Origin of the sequence: Legionella sp. PATHC035, from assembly GCF_026191115.1 — a bacterium.
GTDB lineage: Bacteria > Pseudomonadota > Gammaproteobacteria > Legionellales > Legionellaceae > Legionella.
Map to the genome: position 1 here is coordinate 2,118,273 of NZ_JAPHOT010000001.1, position 25,422 is coordinate 2,143,694.

Genomic DNA, 25,422 nt, shown 5'->3' on the forward strand with positions numbered 1-25,422 from the left:
TTAGTTCCTCGCGTTACGGTTAATGAGTACAAACAGACCCGTTAAAATGGCTCCAGTTAGAGCAAGAGGAGCAAGCTGCTTGTGGTGGATAAGATGCAAATAGTCGAGCAGGCTAACTAAAAGGAAAGAAAATCCTGCACCGATTGCCATGCTATTCCATTGTACTGCGGGCTTTTCATTTTCTGGCTGCGCGTTGGCGCGCTCTTTGTTTATTATTAGTTCTTCTTTTTTAAGCTCTAGAAAATCAAAGAGCAGTTTTGGCATATTCGGTAATTGTTCTGCGAAAAAGGGAAGATTATGCTTTAATTGAGTGAGGAATGCTTTGGGTCCTATTTGGTCTCTCACCCATTTTTCAAGAAAAGGCTTCGCCGTGGTCCACAAATCTAAATCCGGATAGAGTTGACGTCCAAGTCCTTCTACGGCCAGTAATGTTTTTTGTAATAAAACCAGTTGGGGTTGTACTTCCATTTGGAAACGCCTTGCAACCTGAAAAAGGCGTAACACGACTTGTGCAAATGAAATGTCTTTTAAAGGCCGTTCAAAAATCGGTTCGCATACAGTACGAATCCCACTTTCGAATTCTTCAACACGCGTAGTACGAGCGACCCAACCTGATTCAACATGCAGTTCGGCCACCCGTCGGTAGTCTCGATTGAAAAACGCGAGGAGATTTTCAGCTAAATAGCGCTTGTCATTGTCATTCAAGGTCCCCATGATGCCGAAGTCAATGCAGATATATTGGGGGTCTTTGGGATTTTTGTAGGAGACAAAAATATTTCCTGGATGCATGTCTGCATGAAAAAAACAGTCACGGAATACCTGAGTAAAGAAAATTTCTACGCCACGTTCAGCGAGTTTCTTTATATCTATTCCATGTGCCTGTAAACTATTAATATCTGAAACGGGGATACCATGGATTCGCTCCAGTACCATCACATTGGTACGAGAATAATCCCAAAAGATTTCAGGGATGTATAAAATCGGAGAATTCTCGAAGTTTCTTCTTAATTGAGCTGCATTCGCAGCCTCTCTTAATAAATCCAGTTCATCGAGTAAGGTATGTTCAAACTCTGTCACAATTTCCTTAGGCTTTAAACGTCTCATTTCAGGCCAATAGCGATCCGCCCATTTGGCGATGGTGTGCATAATGCTTAAGTCTTGCTCAATAACGCGTCGCATATTAGGCCGTAGTACTTTGACAATGACGTCTTCACCTGTTTTTAAAGTTGCTGCATGGACTTGCGCCATTGAAGCGGATGCCAAGGGTATGGAATCAAATTCAGCAAAGACTTCGTAGGGGGACAAGCCATAGGCTTTCTCAATGATGGCCATTGCTTGCTCGCTGGGAAAAGGAGGTACTTTATCCTGTAGTTTGCTGAGTTCAAGGGCGATATCTGGAGGTAAAATATCGGGCCGGGTAGAGAGTGCTTGGCCAAATTTAATGAAAATAGGCCCAAGCTCCTCCAAAGACTTACGAAGTGCTGCGCCGTGGGTTAAATGCTCCTTGCGAAACCAATTCCAAGGATTTAAATAAACAATGAAGCGCAGGGGTGCAAACAATCTTAATGACACCACTACATTATCCAGCCCGTTTTTAGCCAGAATATAGTTAATGTGAATAAGACGAATGAGCTTTTTAATTGATTTCATAGCGGCTTATTAGTTGATTGACATGTGCCTGAAGGCGCTCAACGCTTAAAGATAACTCATCGACCTCAGCAAAAAAATCTTCCAATTCATATTTAGTGGGAATCACGCGTAACTCTTCTTGAACATATTCGGACACATTGTGTCGCATGGATTCCTCAATTTTCTTTTTTAGGGAGATTCCTTTACGTACAAAAGCACCAATTTGATGTGCCACCACATCTCCGGTAAAGTGAGCCAGGTGTCCTTCCCAATCAATATCCATCTCATCAAATAGCTTTTTTACTTGTTGCCCTAATTCGGTATCTCCAGTCATACGAATTTTATCGTTAAACAACGATCGTGCTTTCGATGCAGGTAATAAACTTAGGCGAATTAAACCCAAAGGATTACTGTGAATGATGGTGTCTGCTTCTTTGTCATAACAGTCAAGCAAGATGATTTCACCGTCTTTAAAAAGTATAAAAAAATTAACATTTAAAGGGCTTATTATCATCTCAAGAGTTTTGTTATCAAGCGCTTTTAGCTTGACTGGCATCTGTTCATCCAATTTGGCTGCTTTATTAATGGCCATTTGGAGAGCCTTTAAGGAGTATTTTTTTAACATAATGCACTCAATATTTATAGGCAATGTGCAAAGCCACTATGCCGCCGCTGAGATTGTCATAGTGGCAGTCTTCAAATCCTGCATGTTCAATCATTTCTTTAAGTCTGATTTGATTGGGGTGCATGCGTATCGATTCAGCAAGGTATTGATAACTGGATTTGTCCTTCGCAATAAATTCTCCTATTTTAGGTAAAATATTAAACGAATACCAGTCATAAATCGGTTTTAATCCGGGAAAGGTGGGCGTTGAAAACTCAAGAATCATGATTTTCCCGCCGGGTTTGCATACACGATACATCGAGCGAAGAGCTGCTTCTTTATCGGTGACGTTTCTCAAGCCAAAACCCATGGTAATACAATGAAAGCTATTATCAGCAAAAGGCAGGCATTGGGCATTACCTTGTACATAATCAATATTTTTATATAAGCCTTCGTCTAATAAACGATTTCTTCCTACATGCAGCATGGCCGAATTAATATCTGCAAGAACAACACGACCTGAATCACCAACCTTTTTACATAATAATCGCGTTAAATCGCCACTACCTCCGGCCAAGTCTAAGACAGACTGTCCGGGTTGTACTTGGCTTAAGGCTACAGTATAGCGCTTCCAAAGATGATGGATGCCTAAAGACATTAAGTCATTCATCACATCATAGTTTTTGGCTACGGAATGGAAAACCTCAGCGACCTTCTGTTCTTTTTCATCCCAACCGACAGTCGAGTAACCAAAATGAGTTTTTTTTTCTTGATCAGCCATATGGAGAACACAGATTTGTTATTTAATGCTCCATATTAACCGATTTTGCAGAGGATACCCAGTCTTATATGATCCACGTCTTCCTGAGGTAATTTGCGCGAGCGCGGGAGTTTTTTTTATTCAATTGTTTTATTTTTAACATAATCTAGATACTATTTCGCCAAATTTCATTTTTTAAATCAAAACAAGGGGCAGGTAAAATTTATGAAAGCAATTATTGAGCTTACTTCCATGAATGACAAAGAGGGTACTTCAACCATTAGTGCTGTTCAAAGACGAGTCAATCAGCTTTTGGATTTTAATGACGGCGGGTTTAAGTTAGGCGAATCAACCAGTCGCGATAGCGCGGATGGGGCATTAACTGATTTAAGAACCCTGCCTTTACCTACCTTAGACCCTAAGACATCAGAAATAAGAAGACGTTTAACCTTGTTACAACTTAAATACAATTTAATTCACTTTGAAGAAAAAGTTAACGAGGGGAGACAATCTACATTTATTATTACCAAAGTTGCTTATCCTGAATTTCTTAATGTAACTCAAGGTAATTTTCAATTCCCTACAGAAAATATGCGTTTTCCTGAAGTCAATTCAGTCATCATCAGAAGTGGATTACATGATATCCGTTGTCACTACATTCAAGTGCAAAAGGGTACTCAAATTTTTTATCCCATTCATGATTTGCAAATACTCGAAGAGCCCGATCATCAAGAGCCTGTTAACAGGGTGGTAAACTGTGTAAGAAGTAATCATGGTGATGACTTTTCTATCATGGACTACGTAGCTTCTCAAGGCCAAAAAGATTTTTATGAAATTAAGAGTATGCTAAATAAATTTTGCGATTTGGACACGAATGACGGATTTTCCCTATATTTTCAGTCCAGTAGTCCTGAATTTCCAATCGACCTTAGAATTTTTCTCGATAAAGAAGATACAAAAGGAAAAAATGCTCTATTAAGGCTCTCAGGCTTTGTGCAATTCGGAGGCCGATTAATTTATGAAGTAAAGTCCACTGAAGATTCGAATCAAATAGCGATCATTATAAAGGCGGTTAATAAAGCGCATTTAGAAAAATATTTCACCAATAAGGGACAAGTTCATCTAGAGGGACAGCAATTGGGACAAGCCCTTACTCTAATTAAAGAGCATTTTCCAAATGATAAACACATTCGTGATCTAGTTGTGGTTAGCGGTGAAGGCAGTTATTCAAGACCTTTTCCACACATACGCACCTCCAAGTTTTGGTCTTTAAGTCAGATTGCCCCGGATACAATTCGGGTGCTGGCACTTCTAGATGAATTGGATTGTATTGATTTTGATGTAAGACCAGAAAATCGATTTACGGTGGAAAAACGCAATAATGCACAGTACATTCAAGCAAGCAAGGTTCCTGTTAACTTCCAAAATGATAACTTTCAGCTGATTGTCGTACCCAAAAATCTAAGTCTTTTACAAGAAAAATTGCAGACTATGGTGTCTAATTTTTCATTTGAGAATTAGGGACCAAAAGAGAACATCTATGTCGAAAAACTATTAAAATCTACCGGCTCTCCTCAGTTGTTATCAGCCAGCGCAGCTTGGAGAGCTTCATGTAAACATCCAATTGTAAAGAAAATTAATATCAATAAATAATATATTTTTATTGTAAAACAATAAATATTTGTTATTATTTGATCTGTTTTGATTAATGGGTATTTATCATGAAAAAAATAAAAAACACCAGCCATATTCTGTATCTGCTCTTTCGTAGTCTTTGCTGGCTTATCCCACTCACGACCACCTGCTTAATCTTATTTAAATTCGATTGGATGTGTCGTATTGGGGCCTGGTCTTCCTTAATTTCTGCAGAAAAAATCTATGATCCTTCGCATTTTTCTTGGTTGCATCGGAGTGTCTTGTTAGCGATTGAGTGGATGCCGCTGACAATTACGGTCTTAATCTGCCATAAGCTGGCTAAATTGTTCAGGCTTTTTGAAAAAGGCTATTTGTTTGAAGAAGAAAATATCAAATTAATTAAACAGGTAAGTATTTATATGATTTTAGGTGAATTGGTGCAGTTATTTTATCAACCCTTAATGACAGCGGCTCTCACCTTTAATAATCCTAAAGGAGAACGTATCGCCAGTATTACCTTAAATTCAGCAAACTTATCCACCTTAATTACCGCATTCATCATTTTGGTTGCTTCCTGGATTATTCAAGAAGCACATCAGCTAAAATCTGAAACCCAATTAACAATATAAGGAATGTGCTCGTGTCTATTATTGTTAATCTGGATGTGATGATGGCAAAACGCAAATGCAGGCTGAAGGAGTTGGCGGAGGCAATAGGAATTACTGAAGCGAATTTGTCTATTTTAAAAAATGGCAAAGCTAAAGCGATACGCTTAGCAACATTGGAAGCAATTTGTGCTTACCTAAATTGCCAGCCTGGAGATATTCTTGAGTATCAGGTGGAACAACAAGATGATTTAGCAGTCTCTGGTGATGAGTCCCCTCTCCCGTTTGCGGGAGAGGGTTAGGGAGAGGGTTCATTTGTTACAATCAAACCTCATCAGTGCCACCGTTGAACCTTTTTTAATACCGTTCTTTACCCCGAGAGATCTTCGTAGTCCCACTCGGGATAAGGGGTGCAGAGAGAACTAATTCAAAGGTCCGCTAACGCGTGTAAGTAATGCGTTTCATCGGGGGGGAGATTATTTTTTTGTGAAAGCCATAAGCATTCGGCCAATTGTTCCATCATCAAATGCTCAACGACCAAAGAATCATTATATTTTTTGACTAAATTCTTATAGATAAGGTGAATACCGCTTGGGCGATCGGTAGCTATTTGCTCCCTAATTGCCAGATGAAGTCCCATGTGCAGAAATGGATTGGGCTCTCCTGATTCAGGAAAATAAGATTGTTGTTGAAATTTATCTTGATTCTCTAACATCTTGTGATATTCAGGATGGGCTAATATCACTTGGACAATCTCATTTTCTAAAGGGGACAACAATTTTTTATGTTGGTATTTTTCCCAACTGGAAAAAAATAGTTGCCTTGTCTCTTGGATGGTATCGCCGTAAAACATGTATTGCTCATATTTTATGAAAGCTTGAGTTTAACGGAACTGAGTTAGAACAACAATAGAACTCTTTGCAAACCTTACGCAAGAGTTAATTACTTTGCGGATGCGAGCACGAATTTGCCTACCCTGCAGACCAGAATCGTCGCTCAGAGAGGTGCATGACTAAAGAACTGTTGATTGACCTACCTGACTGGTGCTTCAAGCGCTCTGTTGACATGAATAAATGGTTATGAGATATTCACGCTGCGAGGTTGGACTTGCTATGTGTCATTCCACTGGGTCAATTGGCGACACACTGATTGGCCCTTTCTACGAAATCGATTTTCCAATCATCTCTGAAATTAAGCCCAAACAATCGGTACCGAGCTTAATCCCTATCAAGGCCATTAATACACCACTCAGTAACTCAATTCCTTTCCACACATGGGCTTTAGTTAAAACGTCAGAAAAATATCGCGCGGTAAATGTTAATGAACTGAACCAAAGAAAGCTTGAGGTGAGGACGCCAAATAAAAAAATATGTTCTTGATTGGGATACCCGCTGCTGCCGCCACCGATAATGACCAGTGAATCAATAATAGCATGGGGGTTTAGTATGCTAAATCCTAAAGCCAGGAGAATAATTTGGGTCTTGGTGCGTGGTTGATAGGTATTCTCTGTATTTTTTGCTGATTTTGAAAATGCATTCGCTAATGCTTTTGCGGAATAAAAAAGGAGAAATAAAGTACCTAACAGCATCATCCAAATTTGTAGAACAGGACGAACAAGTAACAATTGATGCAAGCCCGCAATACTAGAACAAATTAAGATGAGATCACAGATAAAACAGATGACAGCGGAAAGTACCGCATGATTCTTTTGTGCGCCTTGTTTAATCAAAAAGACGTTTTGCGGCCCGAGGGCAATAATTAAAGATAGGCCTAAAAGCAAACCATCAAGATAAACAAACATAATCACAATAGAAAAATAATCAAAGATAGCAATTATAACATTGCAACTTATGCGTTGTGGAGTATAAAATGCGTCGATTACTCTATCTCCGCAAGAGAAGCGTACAAAATAAGAACAAATAGGAGGGGGCGTGGGCTCTTTGTTACTAAGAAAGCTAATTGTCACTGCAACTTTGGCCGTACTTGGCATGGCGGGGCAATTATTACATGCAGAAAATGCTGCACCGGCTCAACAGAAATTACAAATTCATGATGGATATTATCCTGTTTATCCACCTACGGCTCCAGCTACTGGCGAGCAACAAAGTCTAATTGAGCGCGGGGAGTATTTATCAAAGATAGGTGATTGTATTTCCTGTCATACCAATGTAAAAGCAGGGACACCTGCCTATGCCGGTGGATTGCCTATAGAAACTCCATTCGGGACTTTTTATAGCCCTAATATCACTCCAGATAAAGAAACTGGGATTGGTAACTGGACAGAGAAAGACTTTATTCGCGCCCTCAAAGAAGGTCGGGATCCTCAAGGGAGAAACTACTTCCCTGTATTCCCTTATATTTATTTTTCTAAAATAACGGATGAGGATGCGCGTGCTCTGTATGCCTATTTTATGAGCTTGCCTCCAGTTAATTTACCGAACAAATCATTACCTTTCCCATTTAATGTTCCGGGATCTCGGTTTACGCTGTGGGGATGGAACTTGCTATTCTTCTTCCCTGAAGGTCATGGCTTTCAATATGAAAAAGGCCGCTCTCCTGAATGGAATCGTGGAAAATATATTGTAGATGGCCTAGGACATTGCAGTATGTGCCATACCCCTTTAAATCCATTTGGCGCACCGAAGAACAGATATTATTTGACCGGTGGATTTATCAATGGCTATTGGGCACCCAATATCACCAAGTATGGATTAGAGACTGCAACTCATGAACAAGTTACCGATGTGTTCAAGTACAATAAGTTGATAAATAATGCTGGTCCAGTAGCTGGACCTATGGCAGAAGTAAATCATAATAGTTTGATGTACTTAACTGATGCAGATAGGATGGCTATTGCTACCTATCTGAAAACGGTAACCAGTGAAGAGCCTTTAGGTCTACCACCTTCTCATGAACCTCCTTCGCTCGATCGTGGAAAACAGGTTTATTACACGGCCTGTGTTATTTGTCACCAAGATGGTGTAATGGGTGCACCTTTAATTGGTAACGCAGCAGGTTGGTATGCGCGATTAAAAACAAGTGGATTAACAGGGCTGTATCACCATGCCATCAATGGTTTTAACTCAATGCCGTACAAAGGGGCCTGTGTCACTTGTTCTGATAACGACATCATTTCAGCGGTTGACTACCTACTGAATGAGTCATTAACTCGTACGGAGTTAGAAAATCTCAAGTCAGGTGGTGCAGAAAAATATCCTGCAAGTGGAGAAGCCGTTTATAACGAAAATTGTGCGGCTTGCCATAATGAAGGAAAAAATGGTGCGCCTAAAATTGGTGATAAAGAGGCATGGAAACCCCTGATCGCAAAAAATATGGATGTGTTGATAGAAAATACTGTCAATGGCAAAGGCCATCCAAAAAACGGCGGCTGTAAGCAATGCACTACCAATGAAGTAATTGAGGCAATTAAGTATATGGTTAGTAAATCTAAAACCGAAGGAAACTACTCATTGTGGTAGTGTAGTACTGATTGCACTATCCCCCACGCAAGTGGGGGATTAATTGAAATGTATAAAAACTAAATTGAAGCTAGGTAGCCTAGCTTATTGACAAGACGAGGAACGGGGATGTTAAACAGGTTAAAGATCTGTAGATTATTAACAATGCTTGGTGCCTGGGTTGCCAGCCAACCCATATTCGCAGCTGCGGATTTCTGGCAGGTAAATATGCATGAAGGGGTAACGCCTGTCAGTAGGGACGTGTACTACTTACATATGGTCTGTATGGCAGTTTGTGCCGTCATCGGGGTTGTGGTATTCGGCGTGATGATCTATTCCATGATCCACCATAGGAAATCTAAAGGATATAAGGCCGCATCATTTCATGATAACCCCCGATTAGAAATTGTCTGGTCAATTATTCCTTTCTTAATTCTTGTTGGACTTGCGATTCCAGCCACTCGTGTGTTAATCCGTATGGACGATACAAGACAATCAGAAATAACGGTAAAAATAGTGGGTTACCAATGGCGATGGCAGTATGAGTATCTTGATCAAGGAATAAGTTTTTTTAGTACCTTATCGACGCCTTTTGCACAAATTCAAAACAAAGAAAAAAAGAGCGAGTGGTATTTATTAGAAGTAGACAAACCCATGGTTTTGCCAGTGAATAAAAAAATTCGCTTTTTAGTTACTTCAAATGATGTCGTTCATTCATGGTGGGTTCCTGAACTAGGCATTAAACGCGATGCGATACCCGGGTTCATGTACGAAGCATGGGCAACAATACAAAAACCAGGAACATACAGAGGCCAATGTGCTGAACTCTGCGGTGTCAACCATGGGTTTATGCCTATCGTTGTTGAAGCGGTAAGCCAGGAGGATTTTGATAAATGGGTTGCTGCTCAAACAAAATCACAAGACCAGTACAACAAAGAAGAAGCAACTGCAGCAGCACAAAAAGCAATGACCCGAGATGATTTACTCACTCTTGGAAAGCAAAAATACGAACAGTTTTGTTCTCCATGCCATAGACCTGATGGCAGGGGTATTCCACCGATGTATCCTGCACTTAGAGGCAGCTCTATAGCAATAGGCGGTCCTATTTCACGACATATAGATACAATCCTTAACGGTGTTCCTGGTTCAGCGATGCAGCCATATAAAGATCAACTGAACGATGAGGAAATTGCTGCTATTGTGACGTATGAGCGAAATGCCTGGGAGAATAACACTAATGATGTTGTTCAAGCTGCAGAAGTTGCGGCACAACGTCAAAAAGCTAATCAACAACCAACCATGGTTAATAAAGTTCAAGCTGGAGGTCTGCAATGAGTAGTTATACATTAGCACACGATGAAAAACATGACGATCATGGTCCTGAACAAGGCAAGGGCGTCTTAGGATTTATAAAACGCTGGTTGTTTACTACAAACCACAAAGACATTGGTACGCTGTACTTGTGGCTTGCAATGATAAGCTTCTTTATAGCTGGCGGCATGGCGTTGCTTATTCGTGCAGAATTATTCCAGCCAGGCCATCGCTTTGTTGACCCTAATTTCTTTAACCAAATGACAACACTTCATGGGTTAATCATGTTATTTGGGGTGGTCATGCCCGCCTTTACTGGAATGGCGAACTGGCAAATCCCAATGATGATCGGTGCTCCAGATATGGCTTTGCCCCGTTTAAATAACTGGAGTTTCTGGATTTTACCTTTTGCGTTTACCTTATTGCTGTCCACAACGTTTCACGCTGGAGGCGGTCCTAACTTTGGGTGGACGATGTATGCACCTCTATCTACCAAATACGCCCCACCAAGTACCGATTTTATGATTTTTTCAATCCATATGATGGGTATTTCGTCCATTATGGGTTCTATAAATATTATTGCGACCATACTCAATTTACGGGCACCAGGCATGACTTTGATGAAAATGCCGATGTTCGTATGGACTTGGTTAATCACTGCCTTTTTATTGATTGCAATTATGCCTGTTTTGGCTGGCGCGGTAACGATGATGTTAGCGGACCGTCATTTTGGTACCAGCTTCTTTAATGCAGCAGGTGGTGGTGATCCCATACTGTTCCAACACGTATTTTGGTTTTTTGGACATCCCGAAGTATATGTTCTTGTATTACCCGCTTTTGGGGTTATATCCGAAGTAATTCCTACCTTTAGCCGTAAGCCATTGTTCGGCTATTATTTTATGGTGTATGCGACTGTCAGTATTGCTATCTTGTCATTTATTGTTTGGGCGCACCATATGTTCACATCCGGGATACCCTTGGGTGCGGAATTATTCTTCATGTACACCACGATGCTTATTGCGGTACCCACAGGGATTAAAGTATTTAACTGGGTCAGTACGATGTTCAGAGGTTCCATGACCTTTGAAACCCCAATGTTGTTTGCGTTAGCGTTCGTCTTTTTATTTACTATAGGCGGATTTACTGGTCTGATGTTGGCATTGGTACCTGCAGACTTCCAGTATCAAGATAGTTATTTCGTGGTAGCACATTTCCATTATGTCCTGGTTCCGGGTGTAATTTTTGCCTTATTTTCTGCTACTTACTATTGGTTGCCCAAATGGACTGGCCACATGTACAACGAATGCATAGGCAAATGGCATTTCTGGTTATCTGTTATTTCAGTGAATGTAGCATTTTTCCCCATGCACTTCTTAGGACTGGCTGGTATGCCACGAAGGATCCCCGACTATGCGTTACAGTTCACCAATTTTAATATGATCTCTTCAATTGGAGCATTTATCTTTGGTTTTACCCAACTGCTCTTTTTATATAATGTGATTGCTACTGTGAGAAAGAAAGGTACTAAAAAAGACATTGCAGCTGGCAGGGCGTGGGAGGGTGCATATGGTTTAGAGTGGACCTTGCCTTCTCCACCCCCGTATCACACGTTTACAACTCCACCGAAGTTGGATTTATAGGTTCGCTGTATGAAAAAACAAAAAGGCCATCAAAAGTTAATTTTAATTTTATCCGGCCTTGTGCTAGGTATGTTTGCCTTTGGCTTTGCATTAGTACCCATTTACAACAGTTTATGTAAGTCACTGGGTATTAATGGTAAAACAAATCCCGAGGCAGTCGCTTATGATATAACTAAAGCTAAAATTGATAAAAAAAGAGAAATAACGGTTGAGTTTGTCGCTACCAACAATAGTGGTGTCCCTTGGGCATTTTATCCCAAAACTCGAAAGATTAAGGTACATCCTGGCGAAATAGCCAAACTTGCCTTTTATGCAGAAAATAAAACGGACCATCAGATGACCGTTCAAGCGATACCGAGCGTTACCCCTGGCATTGCTGCGAAATATCTGAAAAAAACAGAATGTTTTTGCTTTACTCGGCAAACGTTAAATGGACATGAGGCTATGGATATGCCTTTACTATTTCATTTAGATGCTGATTTACCCGAAAAAGTGAATACGGTTACATTGTCTTATACTTTATTCGATGTAACCGATAAGGCTTAATGCACTTTGGGTTGTGTGAGGTCTGATACAGTTCATGCGATTTAATCACACCATCTATTGAGAGCGCATTTAGAACAGATTATTGATACAGGAGATAAAAATATAATGGGAGCACATGGTACTTATTATGTCCCTAAGCCAAGCCATTGGCCTTTGGTTGCATCATGTGGGCTGACTACTCTGCTTGTAGGTGCGGCATCTTGGCTTCATCACGATTGGTATGGCCCTTACATATTCAGTATTGGCATGGGAATTATGATTTTTATGCTATTTGGTTGGTTTGGCCAAGTAATCTATGAGAACTCAAAAGGCGTCTATGATCAACAGGTTGATCGCTCATTTCGTTGGGGCATGTGCTGGTTTATTTTTTCTGAAGTGTGTTTCTTCGGAGCCTTTTTTGGCGCCTTGTTTTATACCCGATTTTGGGTTGTTCCACTGTTAGGGGGCGATGTACATCCGATCACTCATTTTACCTTATGGCCTGATTTTAATTCCACTTGGCCTCTATTAGATAACCCCAATAATAAAGTTTATGCGGGTGCTGAGGAGGCAATGGGAGCCTGGGGATTAGCCGCTGTAAACACGCTTATTTTATTAACCTCAGGGGTTACTATCACTTGGGCACATTGGGCCTTAAAATTAGAAAAGCACAAGCAAGTACTTATTGGAATGGTTTTGACCATAGCGCTAGGTATTCTGTTTTTGGTATTGCAAAGCTATGAATATCATGAAGCCTATACCAAGATGAATTTAACGCTTTCTGCTGGTATTTATGGAACGACCTTTTTTATGCTTACAGGATTTCACGGTCTGCACGTAACCTTAGGTACTATTATGCTGATAGTCATCGCGGTTCGTTGCAAGTTAGGCCATTTTACACCAGAGCGTCATTTTGGATTCGAAGGTGTTGCCTGGTATTGGCACTTTGTCGACGTGGTCTGGTTGTTCTTGTTTGTTTTTGTCTATTGGTTATAAATTTGCCAGGTTGGGCCTTGACCTTCGGCCCAACCTCCGTTGATGTTCATAAGAGAAATCAGTTCGTGAACTAAGAGCATCATACACAGTTCATCTTAAAACAAACTTCAGAAGTAATGACATACAGCCTGACTTATATTATCTAATCACACAACACATATCCTCGTCATCGTTCGATACGGGAGCATACGGCTTACCTCGTGCAAAGAAGCCTGGTACCTGAGGCTCCCTAGCTTTTTCTTTACTACCGACTGCACGCTCCATCGCTTTTTGGAGGTACTTATGCGCGATTGCATCACATCCGAGGCCATAGTCTTGTAAATTTTCTTTAGTCAAGGAAGTTGGAATAGATAAGGCGTTTAATTCTTTTTGAGCTGCTGCATAGTACGAGTTATGGCTTTGTGTATAGTGCGTAATTTCAGCTATTAGTTCTGCAGGGAAAGTGCTTAAAAGGGACTCGCAAGCACTATCCAGCTCAAGTAAATGATAGAGATAATTGGTTTCAGGTCGGTTAATTAATCGGTCTAAGCAATTGCGTTTAATACGTCTTATAGGATTTAAATAGCTAAAATCAAGCACTTTTTCTTGTAAATTAGCGGGGAGTAAGGCTTTAATTCGTTCATATACTTCCGGATTGCCCGTATTAACGACAATCTGCTGTATGTTTTCGCATTCTTCAAATGCCCCTTCACCAATCGAAGTCAGCTCTGCGGGCAGGGTGATTGCGGTTAAGCTGCTGCAGCCATTAAATGCCATTTCAGCAAGCGAAGTTAGCCCCGCTGGCAAGGTGATGGTAGTTAAGCTGGTGCAGTCACAAAATGCCATTTCCTCAATCGAAGTTAGTCCCGCTGGCAGGTTCACGGTGACTAAGCTCGTGCAGCTGTCAAATGCATTTTGATTGATCGAGCTTAGTCCCTCTGGTAGGGTGATGGTTGTCAAACTCGTGCAGTTAGAAAATGCACAGATACCCATCGAGATTAATCCTTTTGGGAAGGTGACGGCGATTAAACTCGTGCAGTCAGCAAATGCCGCTGTATCAATCGATTTTAGGCTCTTGGGTAGAATGACGTTGGTTAAGCGCGTGCATCCTTTGAATGCCATTTTGCCAATCGAGGTCAGTCCCTTAGGCAAAATGATCGTTCCATCGCGCTGTATGTCTTCATCAAAAACTGCTAATAAAACACCATCAACTATGTTCATGCATTCTCTTTGAAAAATGTATTGGCGACAATTTCAAAAAATGAACTACTTATAAAAAGACTAGGCTTTGTCAATTTATAGTTTAACCCACATGCTCTATCCTTGTGAACGAAATTGAGCGGTCACCGAACATAGTGTTATTATGGATTATTAGCAAGGGGTTCTTTTACCTGGTATCTACCGATAGAAAGCGTCTTGTGTTCTACCCTGTTGTATCGTATTTTACATCCCATCCATTGTTTTTCTTGAGGCTGCTTGCGCTGTATTTTCAAGGGACGATTGCAACCTCGCGCAAGAAAGCATAGGCAATCCTTAATATGGCATCATCGATCTCCGCTGCTGGTACTTTAACATTATTTTCGTGCCCCTCTTCATATGTACTCAAATTAATAAGGTAATTCTCCGACTTTAATAGGAACACAGTACTTCCATGAGCTTTACTTTCCCATTGGGTAAGATAGTAACAATATCAGCAGCTAATTTTTACTTCTTTAAGCGAACAAAGCCTTTTCGAAGGATTATCTTCATGCACTTTATAGTTCCAATTGATATACCCTGATCAACTATGTTGCGCTAAGGTTGAAGTCCATGATTTTTTGTTCTTTTTTGAGGCATATTGCTTGCATGGAGCTCTATTGCAGCCGATTTTCTTCATAATATAAATAACCCAAATAAATCGAACTATATGAGGGATGTTTCATGATGCAATTTTTTCAGGTCATAAGCTCTTTCTGATGGGGGAATGTCGGGCTTATTGGTGCAATTTTGCATCATAAGCAAATCTCATTAATTAAATAGTTTGCATATATATTGATTTTTATGTGATTTAAATAAACAATCGTTGCCTTTCAATATTTTGTAAGGTAATTATGTTAACTAACTCAACACTCAAACTCGAAGCAGAAAAGCAATCCGTTAACTACACAACGGCCTGGTCAACTGGCGCTCCCTCAAAATCAAGTGCCACTGTTTCAGTATTAAAACATAAAGGAACTGTTTATCTGGTTACTAATGCTCATGCGGTAGCGAATGCTCATTTTTTAAAAGCGAAATTTAATCAGGGCTCTCATGAAATTCCTGTCAGTGCTGTTTGGGTAGACCCAGTTATGGATGTCGCTATTCTCAAAGCGAATACTGAGGAAGGAGCTAGTTTAATATTAAAAAAAGTGGAGCCTTTAGAAGTAGACACTAAATTTCAAGCCTCATCTACCGAAGTTAATGCTTATGGCTATCCCGCTGGAGGTAAAGGACTTTCTTTTACCAAAGGCCATATTTCCAGAACTGAAATTTCGCAGATTGCTTATTCCAATCTGCCCGGTATCACCGTTCAGACGAGTGCTCCAATTAATCCAGGGAATAGTGGGGGGCCAATTACAGTACAAGTTAACGATAAGGAGGTCTGTGTTGGTATTGTAACCCAAGGAAACGCGTCCTTAAGTAACGTAGGTTATTTTATTCCTGCATGCACGGTGGTACAAGTAATTGAAAATTATAAGAAATTTGGAAAGCTTAAGGACGCAAAATGCATTGATTACGTCACAGTACCACAAGTTTCCTTCCAATGGCAATCATTAAAAAACTCTGCATTACGACATCAAGTAGGCATGAAGCCTAGCACTGTAGAGGAGGAACTGACAGGAATTTACGTAACAAAGGTATCCAAAAATTCTTGTGCATTTAATAAATTGCAAGAAGGAGATGTTATTCTCGAAATCGATGGTCATCCAATCCTGGCGAATGGGCATGTGGAAGTAGCAGAATTAGGCTATCCCATATCATTTCTTTATTTAATCCAAAGAAAAAAATACATGGATAATATGGAGTTTCTGATTCAAAGAAAAAATAGCGACAGTGAGCTCGAAACACTGAAGGTTGAGATTAGATTAAATGAGCAATTGGGGCGTAATATATTAGGGATTAAGGACGGTAAACCACTTAAGTATCACATTCAGCCGTCTGGAAAAAATGGAGGCTTTGTATTTGTAAAATGCACCCAGGCATTAATGGATACTTATAAATCGAATTATGCTACCGGACAAAGGACGATTACCGACTATTCTAATATGCCTCCCATGTTTAATGATTTCACAGCATCTACATTAGATGACGAACAATATGAAATTGTTGTGTTACATCACATTTTTGCCTCTGAAGATACGGATGGATATGAGAATTTTGCTTTAAGTCGCGGTGCTTTATGTGAAAGTCATCGAGTCGTTGAAGTCAATGATAAAAAAATAAATAACTTACATGACTTAGTTACTATATTGGCCGAGAACGAGCAGAACGCTTCTTCAATTAAATTTGCCAATGGAAAGAAAGTAGTTATTGCTCCTCAAGTTCCTAACACGAAAAAGGAACTTCAGCAGCGTTATCAAATTGCATTTTTTACTAGCGCTGAAGTAGCTCGTGGTATTGAGGAAGCTCGTGCTGCCAAGGATGAATTTATAAATAAATTGAAGGCAGTTTACGATGAAAACAAAGAAAGTTTTTTACCGTCGGAATTTAAAATGTAGCAGATTAAAACTTAGCAAATTCGGACTTGGCCCTGAGGGGGCGTCACTTTTTTTGCGCAATTTATCGTCTTTTAAATGAGCATATTCTTTCTCTTTAGTGTCATTCCCGCGCAGGCGGGAATCCATACTGCAAATGAAGTAAGGAATTAATTTGATGGATGGATTCCCGCCGGTGCGGGAATGACACGAATTGAGAACAACTGATTAATTACTCTTAATATTGATTATCGAAAACTCTTTTGTATAAAAAAAGGGGGGGTACCTGCGTCACGTCTCGAACATTCATGTAGAAGAGAAATTCAGGCTCATTCGTTCATAAACGAGTATTGATCAACAAACCAGGCTGGAATTGAATTTCTTGAATCGTTAATTGATAGGTAAAAAATGAGTGAGCAAATTTGATTTCCTCAATAATTGCTTGGCCACGAAAGTGCTTTGCATAAAAGGAAATCTCATTATCTTTTTCAATATACTCATCACATTTGAGTTCTAATTTTTCTTCAGACAAACTCAGTAGCTGACCTACAAATTCATCTTCGCCAATTTTCATTAGAACATAAACAGGTTGAACTGGCTCTATTAACATTGCAGACTCCTGGCAATATAACCAGCTTATATCTATAAGTGTAGCTTAATATAAAGTGCTTTTTTAAAATTTGAACACATAATCACGAAACTACCGAGCGCACTCTATTGATAGGGTGCTACTGATAGGCTATGACTGAGTACTTTATGTGGTTGTTACCCTTGCTGTTGATCGGGAGAATCTGGCCGGCTACGCCACACCGATTTACGGAGATTGCAATAACCTAGGAGGGCTAGGTTATTGAATGGATTTGAGGAAAATTATTGCTGCGTACGACCCAATTGATCAATGATCATTTGCAAAAAATGTTCATTGTCATAGTGAATGACTAACGAGCCTTTGCCTGCTTTTCCTGGTTTTAGCTTAATTGAAGTTTGCAAATGTTGTGACAGATGGTTTAACTGCTCGTGGTACATATGAGAATGGCCCAGATCAGCTTGCTGGTCCTTTAATTTTCCTGATTTAATGCGTTCAACCAACTTTTCGGTTTCACGTACCGATAAATTTTTTGCAACAATCAATTGCGCTACTTGATTTTGCTGCTCTTCATCTAACATCAATAAGGCGCGTGCATGCCCCATATCGAGGTCACCATGCTCTAAAAGTTTTTTAACGCCAGTTGATAGGGCCAATAATCGCAGGTAATTACTGACTGCAGTCCTGGATTTACACAAGAGGTCTGCAACCTGCTGATGTGTTAAAGAAAACTCGTTCGTCAATCGATGCATCGCACGTGCTTGATCCATGGCATTGAGATCTTCACGCTGCAAATTTTCAACTAAAGCCATAGCCATAGCGGTTTCATCATCAACTTGTTTTAAAATCACTGGAACTTCGGTAAGTCCTGCTAATTGGCTGGCTCGCCAGCGACGCTCACCGGCGATTATTTCATAACGCCCGCTACTCAATTCACGAACTAATAGCGGTTGAAGCAAGCCTTGCTTTTTAATCGATTGAGCAAGTTCCATTAGAGGCGCCTCTTCCATTTCGCCTCGAGGCTGATATTTTCCTGGTTGCAAACAATCTATAGAAAGCTTTAGGCTTTCAGCGGGGGGCTTCTCATTTAAAAGAATACCATTTGATTGGCTTAATAAAGCGGATAAATTACGCCCTAAACTACTACGTTTTACTGTCATAAATTACCCCATTTATCCTACTACAGTCTGTTTATTAATTAACTCGGAAGCAAGGACCATATAGGCTGCTGCGCCAGGTGATGTTTTATCGTATTGCAACGCAGGCAACCCATGACTTGGTGCTTCAGCTAGTCTGACATTTCGTGGTACTACGGTTCTGTAGACCTTAGTTGGAAAGTGTTCCATAAGTTGTTTTGATACCTCGGAACACAATCGATTACGCGCATCGTACATGGTTCGTAACACACCCTCAAGGTGCAAACGAGGATTTACTGAGGCTCGAACCTGTTCGATAGTCGATAGCAATGCCGCCAAGCCTTCAAGAGCGTAGTATTCGCATTGCATAGGGATAAGAACTGAGTCTGCAGCGACAAACGCATTGATGGTCAAAGTATTCAACGCGGGAGGGCAATCAATTAAGACAAAGTCATAATTATTGTGAATGGGCTGTAATGCTTTATATAAGAAGGTTTCACGATGATTGCGTTCCATCAGGCTGACTTCAGCTACAGTTAAATCATCATTTCCAGGGATTAAATCATAACCACATGTGGTGGCAAGACATGCCTGCTCTGCAAGACAATCATGTAACAAAACATCATTGGTGGTATGTACCAAGTGACTTTTATCCACGCCACTACCCATCGTTGCGTTACCTTGTGGATCCAAATCAATAAGTAAAACGTGTTGTCGATTTGCTGCTAAGGAAGCAGCTAGATTAATTGCTGTAGTGGTTTTGCCTACCCCACCTTTTTGGTTGGCAATGGCTATAACTTTTGCCATGATTTATTCCTTGGTTAAACCAGAAAAGCAGTGAACTAGAGCTTACCTTTCTTCTATCTCGGCCAAAATGACCTAATTTTCTGTGCCCCGATACTCACATACTTCGTGTATGCTGCGTTTCGGTGCTCGAAAATTAGGCCATTTTGGCTCAAGATAGTGAAATCTAAGTCCTAGTTGACCCCACTCTTCTTAGGTTGATTTTCAATAATGACGCAACAGCGTTCGCCTTCAACCCCTGCGACAGTATAATGTTTTACCGTGCAGTTTTGCTTTATTTCATTCAATTCTGTATCAGGATAACGCCCTTTCATTGCCAGCCAGATTCCTTCATCAGCAATAAGATGTTGCGTCCACTGAATCATTTGTTCAAGGCTACTAAAAGCTCGACTTACTACTGTATCAAAACCTTGAGTTGGGTGGTAGTTTTCGACTCTAAATTGTACAATTTCAACATTTTTTAAATTCAGCTGTCGTTTTACCTCGTGCAAGAAGCGGGTTTTTTTACCGTTAGAGTCCAACAAAACAAAATTAAAATCGGGTCTGGCTAAAGCGAGTGGGATACCTGGCAAGCCTGCACCGGTTCCTACATCAATAATTTGATTGCCTTTAAGCCAAGGTAAAATAGCCAGGCTATCTAATAGATGCTTACCAACCATAGACTCAAGATCACGAATGGCTGTGAGATTATAAGCTACATTCCACTTATTAAGTAAGAATAAGTAATCAGATAAAGAGGGGATCAGTGCCTGCAAATTAAATTGCTGCAAACCCTCTGCGAGTTGTGGTTGTATTCTTGCTATTGATTCCTTCATGCCTCAATTCGCTGTTTTTTTAAATGGACTAAAAGAAGCGACAAGGCCGCAGGAGTGACGCCAGAAATACGACCAGCCTGGGCTAAAGTAGCAGGTTTAATTTGTGTCAGTTTTTGAATTACTTCATTGGATAATCCACTGACATCCCTATAATCCAGCGACTCAGGTAATCTCGTATTCTCGTGTTTACGCATTTTTTCTATATCTTGCTGTTGTCTGTCGATATAACCTGCGTATTTGTTTTGAATTTCGATTTGCTCGCTCACTTCAGTGCTTAATTCAGGCAAGTTTAAATCGTCGAGCATTAATAAATGCTGATAATTTATCTCCGGCCGTTTAAGAAACTCAGAGGCACGATTATCGTGTTGCATGGGATTGAGCAGTATATCTTTTAAGCGCTCATTATGTCCTACACGCACCCAAGTGTTATGCAGTAGCGCCTGGGTAGATTCTATCGCTTCGATTTTAGTAGAGAAATGTTGCCAACGTTTTTCGCCAACTAAACCTAGTTCCCTACCTTTTGCCGTTAGGCGTAAATCTGCATTATCTTCCCGTAAAAGCAGACGGTATTCGGCACGAGAAGTAAACATTCGATAAGGTTCTTGAGTTCCGCAGGTGATGAGATCATCAATGAGTACACCGATATACGCTTCATCACGTCGTGGGCACCAAAGTTCTTTTTCTTGAACCTGTAGGGCAGCATTCATCCCGGCAATGATTCCTTGTGCTGCGGCCTCTTCGTAGCCGGTTGTTCCATTGATTTGGCCCGCGAAAAACAAATTGGGAATGGGTTTCGTCTGCAAGAACGAAGTTAATCCACGAGGGTCAAAGTAATCATACTCAATCGCATATCCTGGACGAGTAATATGGGCATTCTCAAAACCTTTAATCGTACGCACAAACTGTACTTGAACTTCAAAGGGCAGGCTTGTAGAAATACCGTTGGGGTAAATTTCTTCAGTGGTCAAACCTTCAGGCTCGACAAAGATTTGATGTGATAATTTATCCGCAAAACGAACAATTTTATCCTCAATAGAGGGACAATAGCGTGGTCCTACTCCTTCAATAACTCCCGCATACATCGGTGACTGATGCAGATTATTACGAATAATTTCATGTGTCGCTTCTGTTGTATGGGTAATATGACAAGGCACTTGTTGTGGATGATCACTGGCATGCCCCAGATAGGAAAAAACAGGTGTGGGTGTATCACCAGGTTGCACTGTCATTTGGCTGTAATCCAAGGACCGACGATCAATACGTGGCGGCGTTCCAGTTTTTAATCGTCCCACCGGTAAATCAAGATCACGTAAGCTTTTAGCTAAAGCAATCGCTGGGGGATCACCTGCTCGCCCACCAGCATATTGGTTCATTCCTACGTGAATTTTACCCCCCAAAAAAGTACCAACAGTCAAGACCACCGCGCGAGCGCGTAGGGTAAGGCCCATTTGGGTAACTACAGCGGTTACACGGCCTCCTTCTATCAATAAATCATCAACAGCTTGCTGAAACAGAGTCAGATTTTCTTGAGTTTGGAGTTGTTCTCTAATGGCTTGTCGATAAAGGACGCGATCGGCTTGTGCACGAGTCGCACGCACGGCAGGTCCCTTAGAGGCATTAAGCGTTCGAAATTGAATTCCGGCTCTATCCGCTGCTTTTGCCATCGCCCCATCCAAGGCATCAATTTCTTTGACTAAATGTCCTTTTCCTATACCGCCGATGGCTGGATTACACGACATTTGACCGAGCAAATCCATGTTATGAGTCAGTAATAATGTTTGTGCGCCCATTCGTGCTGCTGCCAGAGCAGCTTCTGTGCCCGCATGTCCACCACCTACTACAATAACATCGTATAATTTTTCAAGATTCATGACTGATCAATATTTGTGAAACAAAAAGAGGAATTATACACTTTTTTCTTGATTGTCCCAATATGGCCTGCATTTTTAGCCAAAAAATGCAATCAAGGTGCTGAAACGATTTAACTGAATTTATCCAGATAAGCTTTAAACCATCCTTTTTCTATTCATCTCTACATCATAATTAATTGTTATACTTGATATGAGGATAAATTTTATTGAGATAAGCAATGTTCTTTAAGACTGATATTGAAACATTTGAACAGCTAGAAGCTGATTCCGTAGTGCATTTAAGAAAAAAAATAAACTCTATGAAGGGAATTAAAGCGCCAAAACAGTCGATTGCTTTGGCGATATTACGAATGCTTCCCTTTGCGAGTAAATTTATTGATTCTTTAGAGGGCGCCGGGAGTACGATTAATCGCTTGGTCATGGCAGAAGGCATTGTAAATCATGCTACAACCGCGGCAGCTGAGGGGTTTCACATCATTAAATTGCTGACGGGCATCACTGATTTTGTGGTGGTTCCGATTATTTATTTTGGTGCTTATATCACCAATCAAAAAGTACCTTTCACTTTGTCGCGTAATGCCCGTTTTGTGTATGCGACAGTAGTTTTGGGACTTACAATAACTGCTTTGGCTTTTCCTCCAGCAGCCCCTATTATTGCTTTGGTTACTTCAATCGCTGCATTGGGCTTAAGTCTCATTACACTGACTAAACTTTATTACAAACGTTTTGAACTGGAAGACAAGTTGGTCAATACAAAACAACAAGTCGAGACCGAAAAAAATCGGCTCAAGAGTCTAATAAATTATTTAGAAAAGTTAGAGGCAGATGCCAAAAAGGCGAAGGAAGATGGAAAATTAGAGGATTACAAGACCCTAGAATCAAAAATTGAAAGTGAACGAATTACCATTAAAGAGCAATTTAATTCATTACAAGAATTACTTAATGATCAAGTACGCTGCGAGCAAAAATTAGAAAAGTTGCGTACCACTGCTGTTTGGGATAAATCAGCTGGCGTCGCCTTTGCTTCACTCGCACTAATTGGAGCAATAGTCAGTTTAATCGCTCCTCCTGCAGGACTTGGAATACTTGCGGTAGCCGCGTCTTTGGGAATTGCCTACACGGTTGCACGACTGACCTTTCCCTTGTTCAAGTCTCTTGCAAATAAAATAGTAAATTATTCAACGAGAAAATCTGAACCTACTAAACAAGACAATGAGGAGCCAGCAGAGAAAGAGGCTCTGACCGAATCCGAATTTGATAGTTCGGCTAAAAGAGTTAAAAGGGATATGCCTGACATAGAAAAAATTGCAGAGCGATTAGAACACACCGTAGCGAGCGAGCCAATCACTCATTCAGGAACACAACCCGATCAATCGGCGCATGCCCTTATTTCCGAAACGCTATTTAAACCGGTGTCCCAAAAGGATGAGGATGATGAAGAAAGTGAGGGTATAAAAGAGCAAAATGATAAGGAGCACAACAATTTAATGCAATGAGAGTACCCAGCAAGGACACGAATACACACACATGAGACACTCATTTAAAGGATCAAAATGACTATGCCCCCAGTCATGTTGATCCGCATGAGCGAGAGTCACAAAATAAAGCTCTAGGTAAAAATTTCAATGCGGACATACTGCACCTGAGGTGCAGTATATCGGAGCCTGCAGGCAATGAAACATTCTAAAAAGCAACTGTTCAAGAGGGGTTAATAGGGGGGAGCTCATTTTTTCTTTCTTGTTTACTTGCATTATTTTTTTTCATTTGTTGTAGACTGCGCCACAATTCATCCCCACGCCACAAGACTTTTTCTTTGCTTTTGTACAATACTTGCGACAGAATTTGCACTTGTTTTTTAAAAGGCGCATCAGCAGTAAGACGCGTTAAGTCAGTCAGATTCAATATGGGGGCATCTGGCCAATGCATTCTAGCCCATTGTAATAAGGCATCACGCGCTCGTTGAGGATTTCCTTGTGTACAGGCTTTATGAAGTTCGTTTAATGCGGTTTTGTATCGACCCTTTCCCGTATTTTTATTACGTCTTTGCCAAGCCCATAGCGCCATAGTAAACAGCCAGGCCAATGCAAAAAGTGCAGCCACTAGCCAGGCCCAATTGAATGGTGCTGCTGACGTGGACTCCACCGTGTTTTGGGTGGGTTGGGTAATCGTTTGATTTTTGCTGACTGCAGTTTGATTAGGATTTGCCGCAGGGACGGGGACGGTATTCGAGGGGGTCACTTCAAGTGTTTTTGCAGGCAAGGTGGCTACTTCTTCTTTTCCTGTTTCTGTATTGAACCAAGGGAGTTTTAATTCTGGGATGGTTATTTTTCCTGCTTTATTGAATAAATAGGTAATCTTAATCTCAGTACGGCCAATCAGTTCTCCTTGCGTTACCCTATTTTTGTCTTTACCTTTCTCCGGGTAAACACTGACCCCATCTGTTTCAGCAAAATTGGGTGTAGGTAAAAGTTGTGCAGGAACACCCACGCCCTCAATAATGACGTTACGAATTAATGTGTTGCCTTGAGGGATGGTTGGAGCGGAATTTTCATAGTGTTCGAATAATTTAACTCCTTTGGCGGGCAACCATGTTTTACCTGAAAATTCTTTGGGTATGGGTTGTACATCGACACGAATCGTTTTGTCCGTAGCTTTAACTCGTTCGGGATTAAAGTCATAAATCAAAGCGGTAAAAACTGGGGGCTTAATTTTTAGAGGGCCACTTTTTTGAGGAAAAATAGCATAATTTTGTTCTTCGACAATAAAGGTCACCCCATTTTTTTGGATTTGAGAGCGTCTGTTTTCACCTAAAGGAACAATCAAGGCATTTTCTACTTGAGGGCCTTGGTAATCTGCATCTAAAAGATGTTTGGAATTGTATAAAGTAACTTTATAGATAATTTGTTGGTTTACATAAGGATTTTTTTTATCAACTTGTGCCGTTAAATAAAGATCTTGATTTCGCTGCGGGCTTACCGAAGTCGGTGCGTTTTGAGTGGTTCCTGCAGCGACATCAATTGTTAATGGTTTTGTATATTCATTGCCGATTTTAATCCCTGGGATTGTTAATTTACCTTGTTTTTGGGGTTTTAAGGTGACCGTCCATTCGCTGGATGATTGAGATTGCCCATTGATAATCGAATAGTTCATGCGGCGTTCGGTGCCAAGGATCATAAAATCTTTTTGTAAGGGGGTCAGGTCAGGAATACCCCCATTTTGTAAATTATCTTGAGTCAGAATTAATCTGAATGAATCATCGATACTTATTTGAGAGGGCTCAACCTGCACTTGTACTTCAGCATAAACTAATGTACTGAATAAATAAAAAAAACCAATAATTATTAATTGTCTCATT

Annotated in this window: 22 protein-coding genes; 10 read left to right on the forward strand and 12 right to left on the reverse strand. The window is 40.5% G+C overall.

The annotated features are described in order from the left end of the window. Genes ubiB through ubiE form a run of 3 tightly spaced genes read right to left on the reverse strand, consistent with a single transcriptional unit; the run spans position 1 to position 3,014 of the window. The gene (gene ubiB / locus OQJ13_RS09340) at positions 1 to 1,650 is read right to left on the reverse strand and encodes a ubiquinone biosynthesis regulatory protein kinase UbiB (RefSeq protein WP_265710585.1); all 1,650 of its coding nucleotides are present in this window, start codon (positions 1,648 to 1,650) and stop codon (positions 1 to 3) included. Next, on the reverse strand, positions 1,637 to 2,254 hold the full coding sequence (locus OQJ13_RS09345; RefSeq protein ID WP_265710586.1) for a ubiquinone biosynthesis accessory factor UbiJ: 618 nt from the start codon (positions 2,252 to 2,254) through the stop codon (positions 1,637 to 1,639). Before OQJ13_RS09345 ends, ubiB begins: the two co-directional genes overlap by 14 nt. 7 nt (positions 2,255 to 2,261) lie before the next feature. Next, a complete protein-coding gene (gene ubiE / locus OQJ13_RS09350) occupies positions 2,262 to 3,014 on the reverse strand; it encodes a bifunctional demethylmenaquinone methyltransferase/2-methoxy-6-polyprenyl-1,4-benzoquinol methylase UbiE (RefSeq protein WP_265710587.1) in 753 nt (250 codons plus the stop codon). 204 nt (positions 3,015 to 3,218) lie between these two features. Between ubiE and OQJ13_RS09355 the strand changes: the two genes are divergently transcribed. The 3 genes from OQJ13_RS09355 to OQJ13_RS09365 all read left to right on the forward strand — a co-directional run bounded on the left by OQJ13_RS09355 (position 3,219) and on the right by OQJ13_RS09365 (position 5,535). After that, entirely contained in the window at positions 3,219 to 4,514 is a 1,296-nt protein-coding gene (locus OQJ13_RS09355) for a hypothetical protein (RefSeq protein ID WP_265710588.1), read from the forward strand. A gap of 200 nt (positions 4,515 to 4,714) precedes the next feature. Then, on the forward strand, positions 4,715 to 5,257 hold the full coding sequence (locus OQJ13_RS09360) for a DUF2975 domain-containing protein (protein ID WP_265710589.1): 543 nt from the start codon (positions 4,715 to 4,717) through the stop codon (positions 5,255 to 5,257). A gap of 11 nt (positions 5,258 to 5,268) precedes the next feature. Next, on the forward strand, positions 5,269 to 5,535 hold the full coding sequence (locus OQJ13_RS09365) for a helix-turn-helix domain-containing protein (protein WP_416209908.1): 267 nt from the start codon (positions 5,269 to 5,271) through the stop codon (positions 5,533 to 5,535). A 125-nt stretch (positions 5,536 to 5,660) separates the two neighbouring features. Here the strand turns inward: OQJ13_RS09365 and OQJ13_RS09370 are convergent, their stop codons facing one another. Next, positions 5,661 to 6,086, reverse strand: coding sequence for a DUF1841 family protein (locus OQJ13_RS09370; protein WP_265710590.1), 426 nt, complete (start codon positions 6,084 to 6,086; stop codon positions 5,661 to 5,663). Between the two features lie 306 nt (positions 6,087 to 6,392). Beyond that, the gene (locus OQJ13_RS09375) at positions 6,393 to 7,034 is read right to left on the reverse strand and encodes a LysE/ArgO family amino acid transporter (RefSeq protein WP_265710591.1); all 642 of its coding nucleotides are present in this window, start codon (positions 7,032 to 7,034) and stop codon (positions 6,393 to 6,395) included. Positions 7,035 to 7,164: 130 nt separating this feature from the next. On the opposite strand from OQJ13_RS09375, the gene OQJ13_RS09380 reads away from it, so the two are divergent. The 5 genes from OQJ13_RS09380 (at position 7,165) to OQJ13_RS09400 (ending at position 13,163) form a co-directional block, all read left to right on the forward strand. Then, a complete protein-coding gene (locus tag OQJ13_RS09380) occupies positions 7,165 to 8,712 on the forward strand; it encodes a c-type cytochrome (protein WP_265710592.1) in 1,548 nt (515 codons plus the stop codon). Between the two features lie 108 nt (positions 8,713 to 8,820). Continuing rightward, a complete protein-coding gene (gene coxB, locus OQJ13_RS09385) occupies positions 8,821 to 10,026 on the forward strand; it encodes a cytochrome c oxidase subunit II (protein ID WP_265710593.1) in 1,206 nt (401 codons plus the stop codon). Then, positions 10,023 to 11,642, forward strand: a complete 1,620-nt coding sequence (gene ctaD / locus OQJ13_RS09390) for a cytochrome c oxidase subunit I (RefSeq protein WP_265703610.1) — start codon at positions 10,023 to 10,025, stop codon at positions 11,640 to 11,642. The genes coxB and ctaD overlap by 4 nt, the downstream gene beginning before the upstream one ends. 9 nt (positions 11,643 to 11,651) lie before the next feature. Continuing rightward, positions 11,652 to 12,188, forward strand: a complete 537-nt coding sequence (locus OQJ13_RS09395; RefSeq protein WP_265710594.1) for a cytochrome c oxidase assembly protein — start codon at positions 11,652 to 11,654, stop codon at positions 12,186 to 12,188. 105 nt (positions 12,189 to 12,293) lie between these two features. Further along, positions 12,294 to 13,163, forward strand: a complete 870-nt coding sequence (locus OQJ13_RS09400; RefSeq protein ID WP_265710595.1) for a cytochrome c oxidase subunit 3 — start codon at positions 12,294 to 12,296, stop codon at positions 13,161 to 13,163. Between the two features lie 138 nt (positions 13,164 to 13,301). Here OQJ13_RS09400 and OQJ13_RS09405 read toward each other — a convergent pair whose 3' ends face one another. Next, a complete protein-coding gene (locus OQJ13_RS09405; protein ID WP_265710596.1) occupies positions 13,302 to 14,363 on the reverse strand; it encodes a leucine-rich repeat domain-containing protein in 1,062 nt (353 codons plus the stop codon). Positions 14,364 to 15,232: 869 nt separating this feature from the next. On the opposite strand from OQJ13_RS09405, the gene OQJ13_RS09410 reads away from it, so the two are divergent. Beyond that, a complete protein-coding gene (locus OQJ13_RS09410) occupies positions 15,233 to 16,879 on the forward strand; it encodes a S1C family serine protease (RefSeq protein ID WP_265710597.1) in 1,647 nt (548 codons plus the stop codon). A 313-nt stretch (positions 16,880 to 17,192) separates the two neighbouring features. On the opposite strand, the gene OQJ13_RS09415 is transcribed toward OQJ13_RS09410, so the two are convergent. From OQJ13_RS09415 to mnmG, 5 genes are all read right to left on the reverse strand, one after another. Further along, entirely contained in the window at positions 17,193 to 17,465 is a 273-nt protein-coding gene (locus OQJ13_RS09415; protein WP_265710598.1) for a hypothetical protein, read from the reverse strand. Positions 17,466 to 17,725: 260 nt separating this feature from the next. Continuing rightward, positions 17,726 to 18,601 (reverse strand): ParB/RepB/Spo0J family partition protein, encoded by an 876-nt coding sequence (locus OQJ13_RS09420; protein ID WP_265710599.1) that lies wholly within the window; start codon positions 18,599 to 18,601, stop codon positions 17,726 to 17,728. 12 nt (positions 18,602 to 18,613) lie between these two features. Beyond that, on the reverse strand, positions 18,614 to 19,384 hold the full coding sequence (locus OQJ13_RS09425) for a ParA family protein (RefSeq protein ID WP_265710600.1): 771 nt from the start codon (positions 19,382 to 19,384) through the stop codon (positions 18,614 to 18,616). 170 nt (positions 19,385 to 19,554) lie between these two features. Then, on the reverse strand, positions 19,555 to 20,196 hold the full coding sequence (gene rsmG, locus OQJ13_RS09430; protein WP_265710601.1) for a 16S rRNA (guanine(527)-N(7))-methyltransferase RsmG: 642 nt from the start codon (positions 20,194 to 20,196) through the stop codon (positions 19,555 to 19,557). Further along, on the reverse strand, positions 20,193 to 22,067 hold the full coding sequence (gene mnmG, locus OQJ13_RS09435) for a tRNA uridine-5-carboxymethylaminomethyl(34) synthesis enzyme MnmG (protein WP_265710602.1): 1,875 nt from the start codon (positions 22,065 to 22,067) through the stop codon (positions 20,193 to 20,195). The genes rsmG and mnmG overlap by 4 nt, the downstream gene beginning before the upstream one ends. Positions 22,068 to 22,285: 218 nt before the next feature. Between mnmG and OQJ13_RS09440 the strand changes: the two genes are divergently transcribed. Then, positions 22,286 to 23,563: a hypothetical protein gene (locus OQJ13_RS09440; RefSeq protein ID WP_265710603.1), complete on the forward strand. Its 1,278-nt coding sequence runs from the start codon at positions 22,286 to 22,288 to the stop codon at positions 23,561 to 23,563. A gap of 202 nt (positions 23,564 to 23,765) precedes the next feature. On the opposite strand, the gene OQJ13_RS09445 is transcribed toward OQJ13_RS09440, so the two are convergent. Then, the gene (locus tag OQJ13_RS09445; RefSeq protein ID WP_265710604.1) at positions 23,766 to 25,421 is read right to left on the reverse strand and encodes a BatD family protein; all 1,656 of its coding nucleotides are present in this window, start codon (positions 25,419 to 25,421) and stop codon (positions 23,766 to 23,768) included. Position 25,422: the final 1 nt, after the last annotated feature.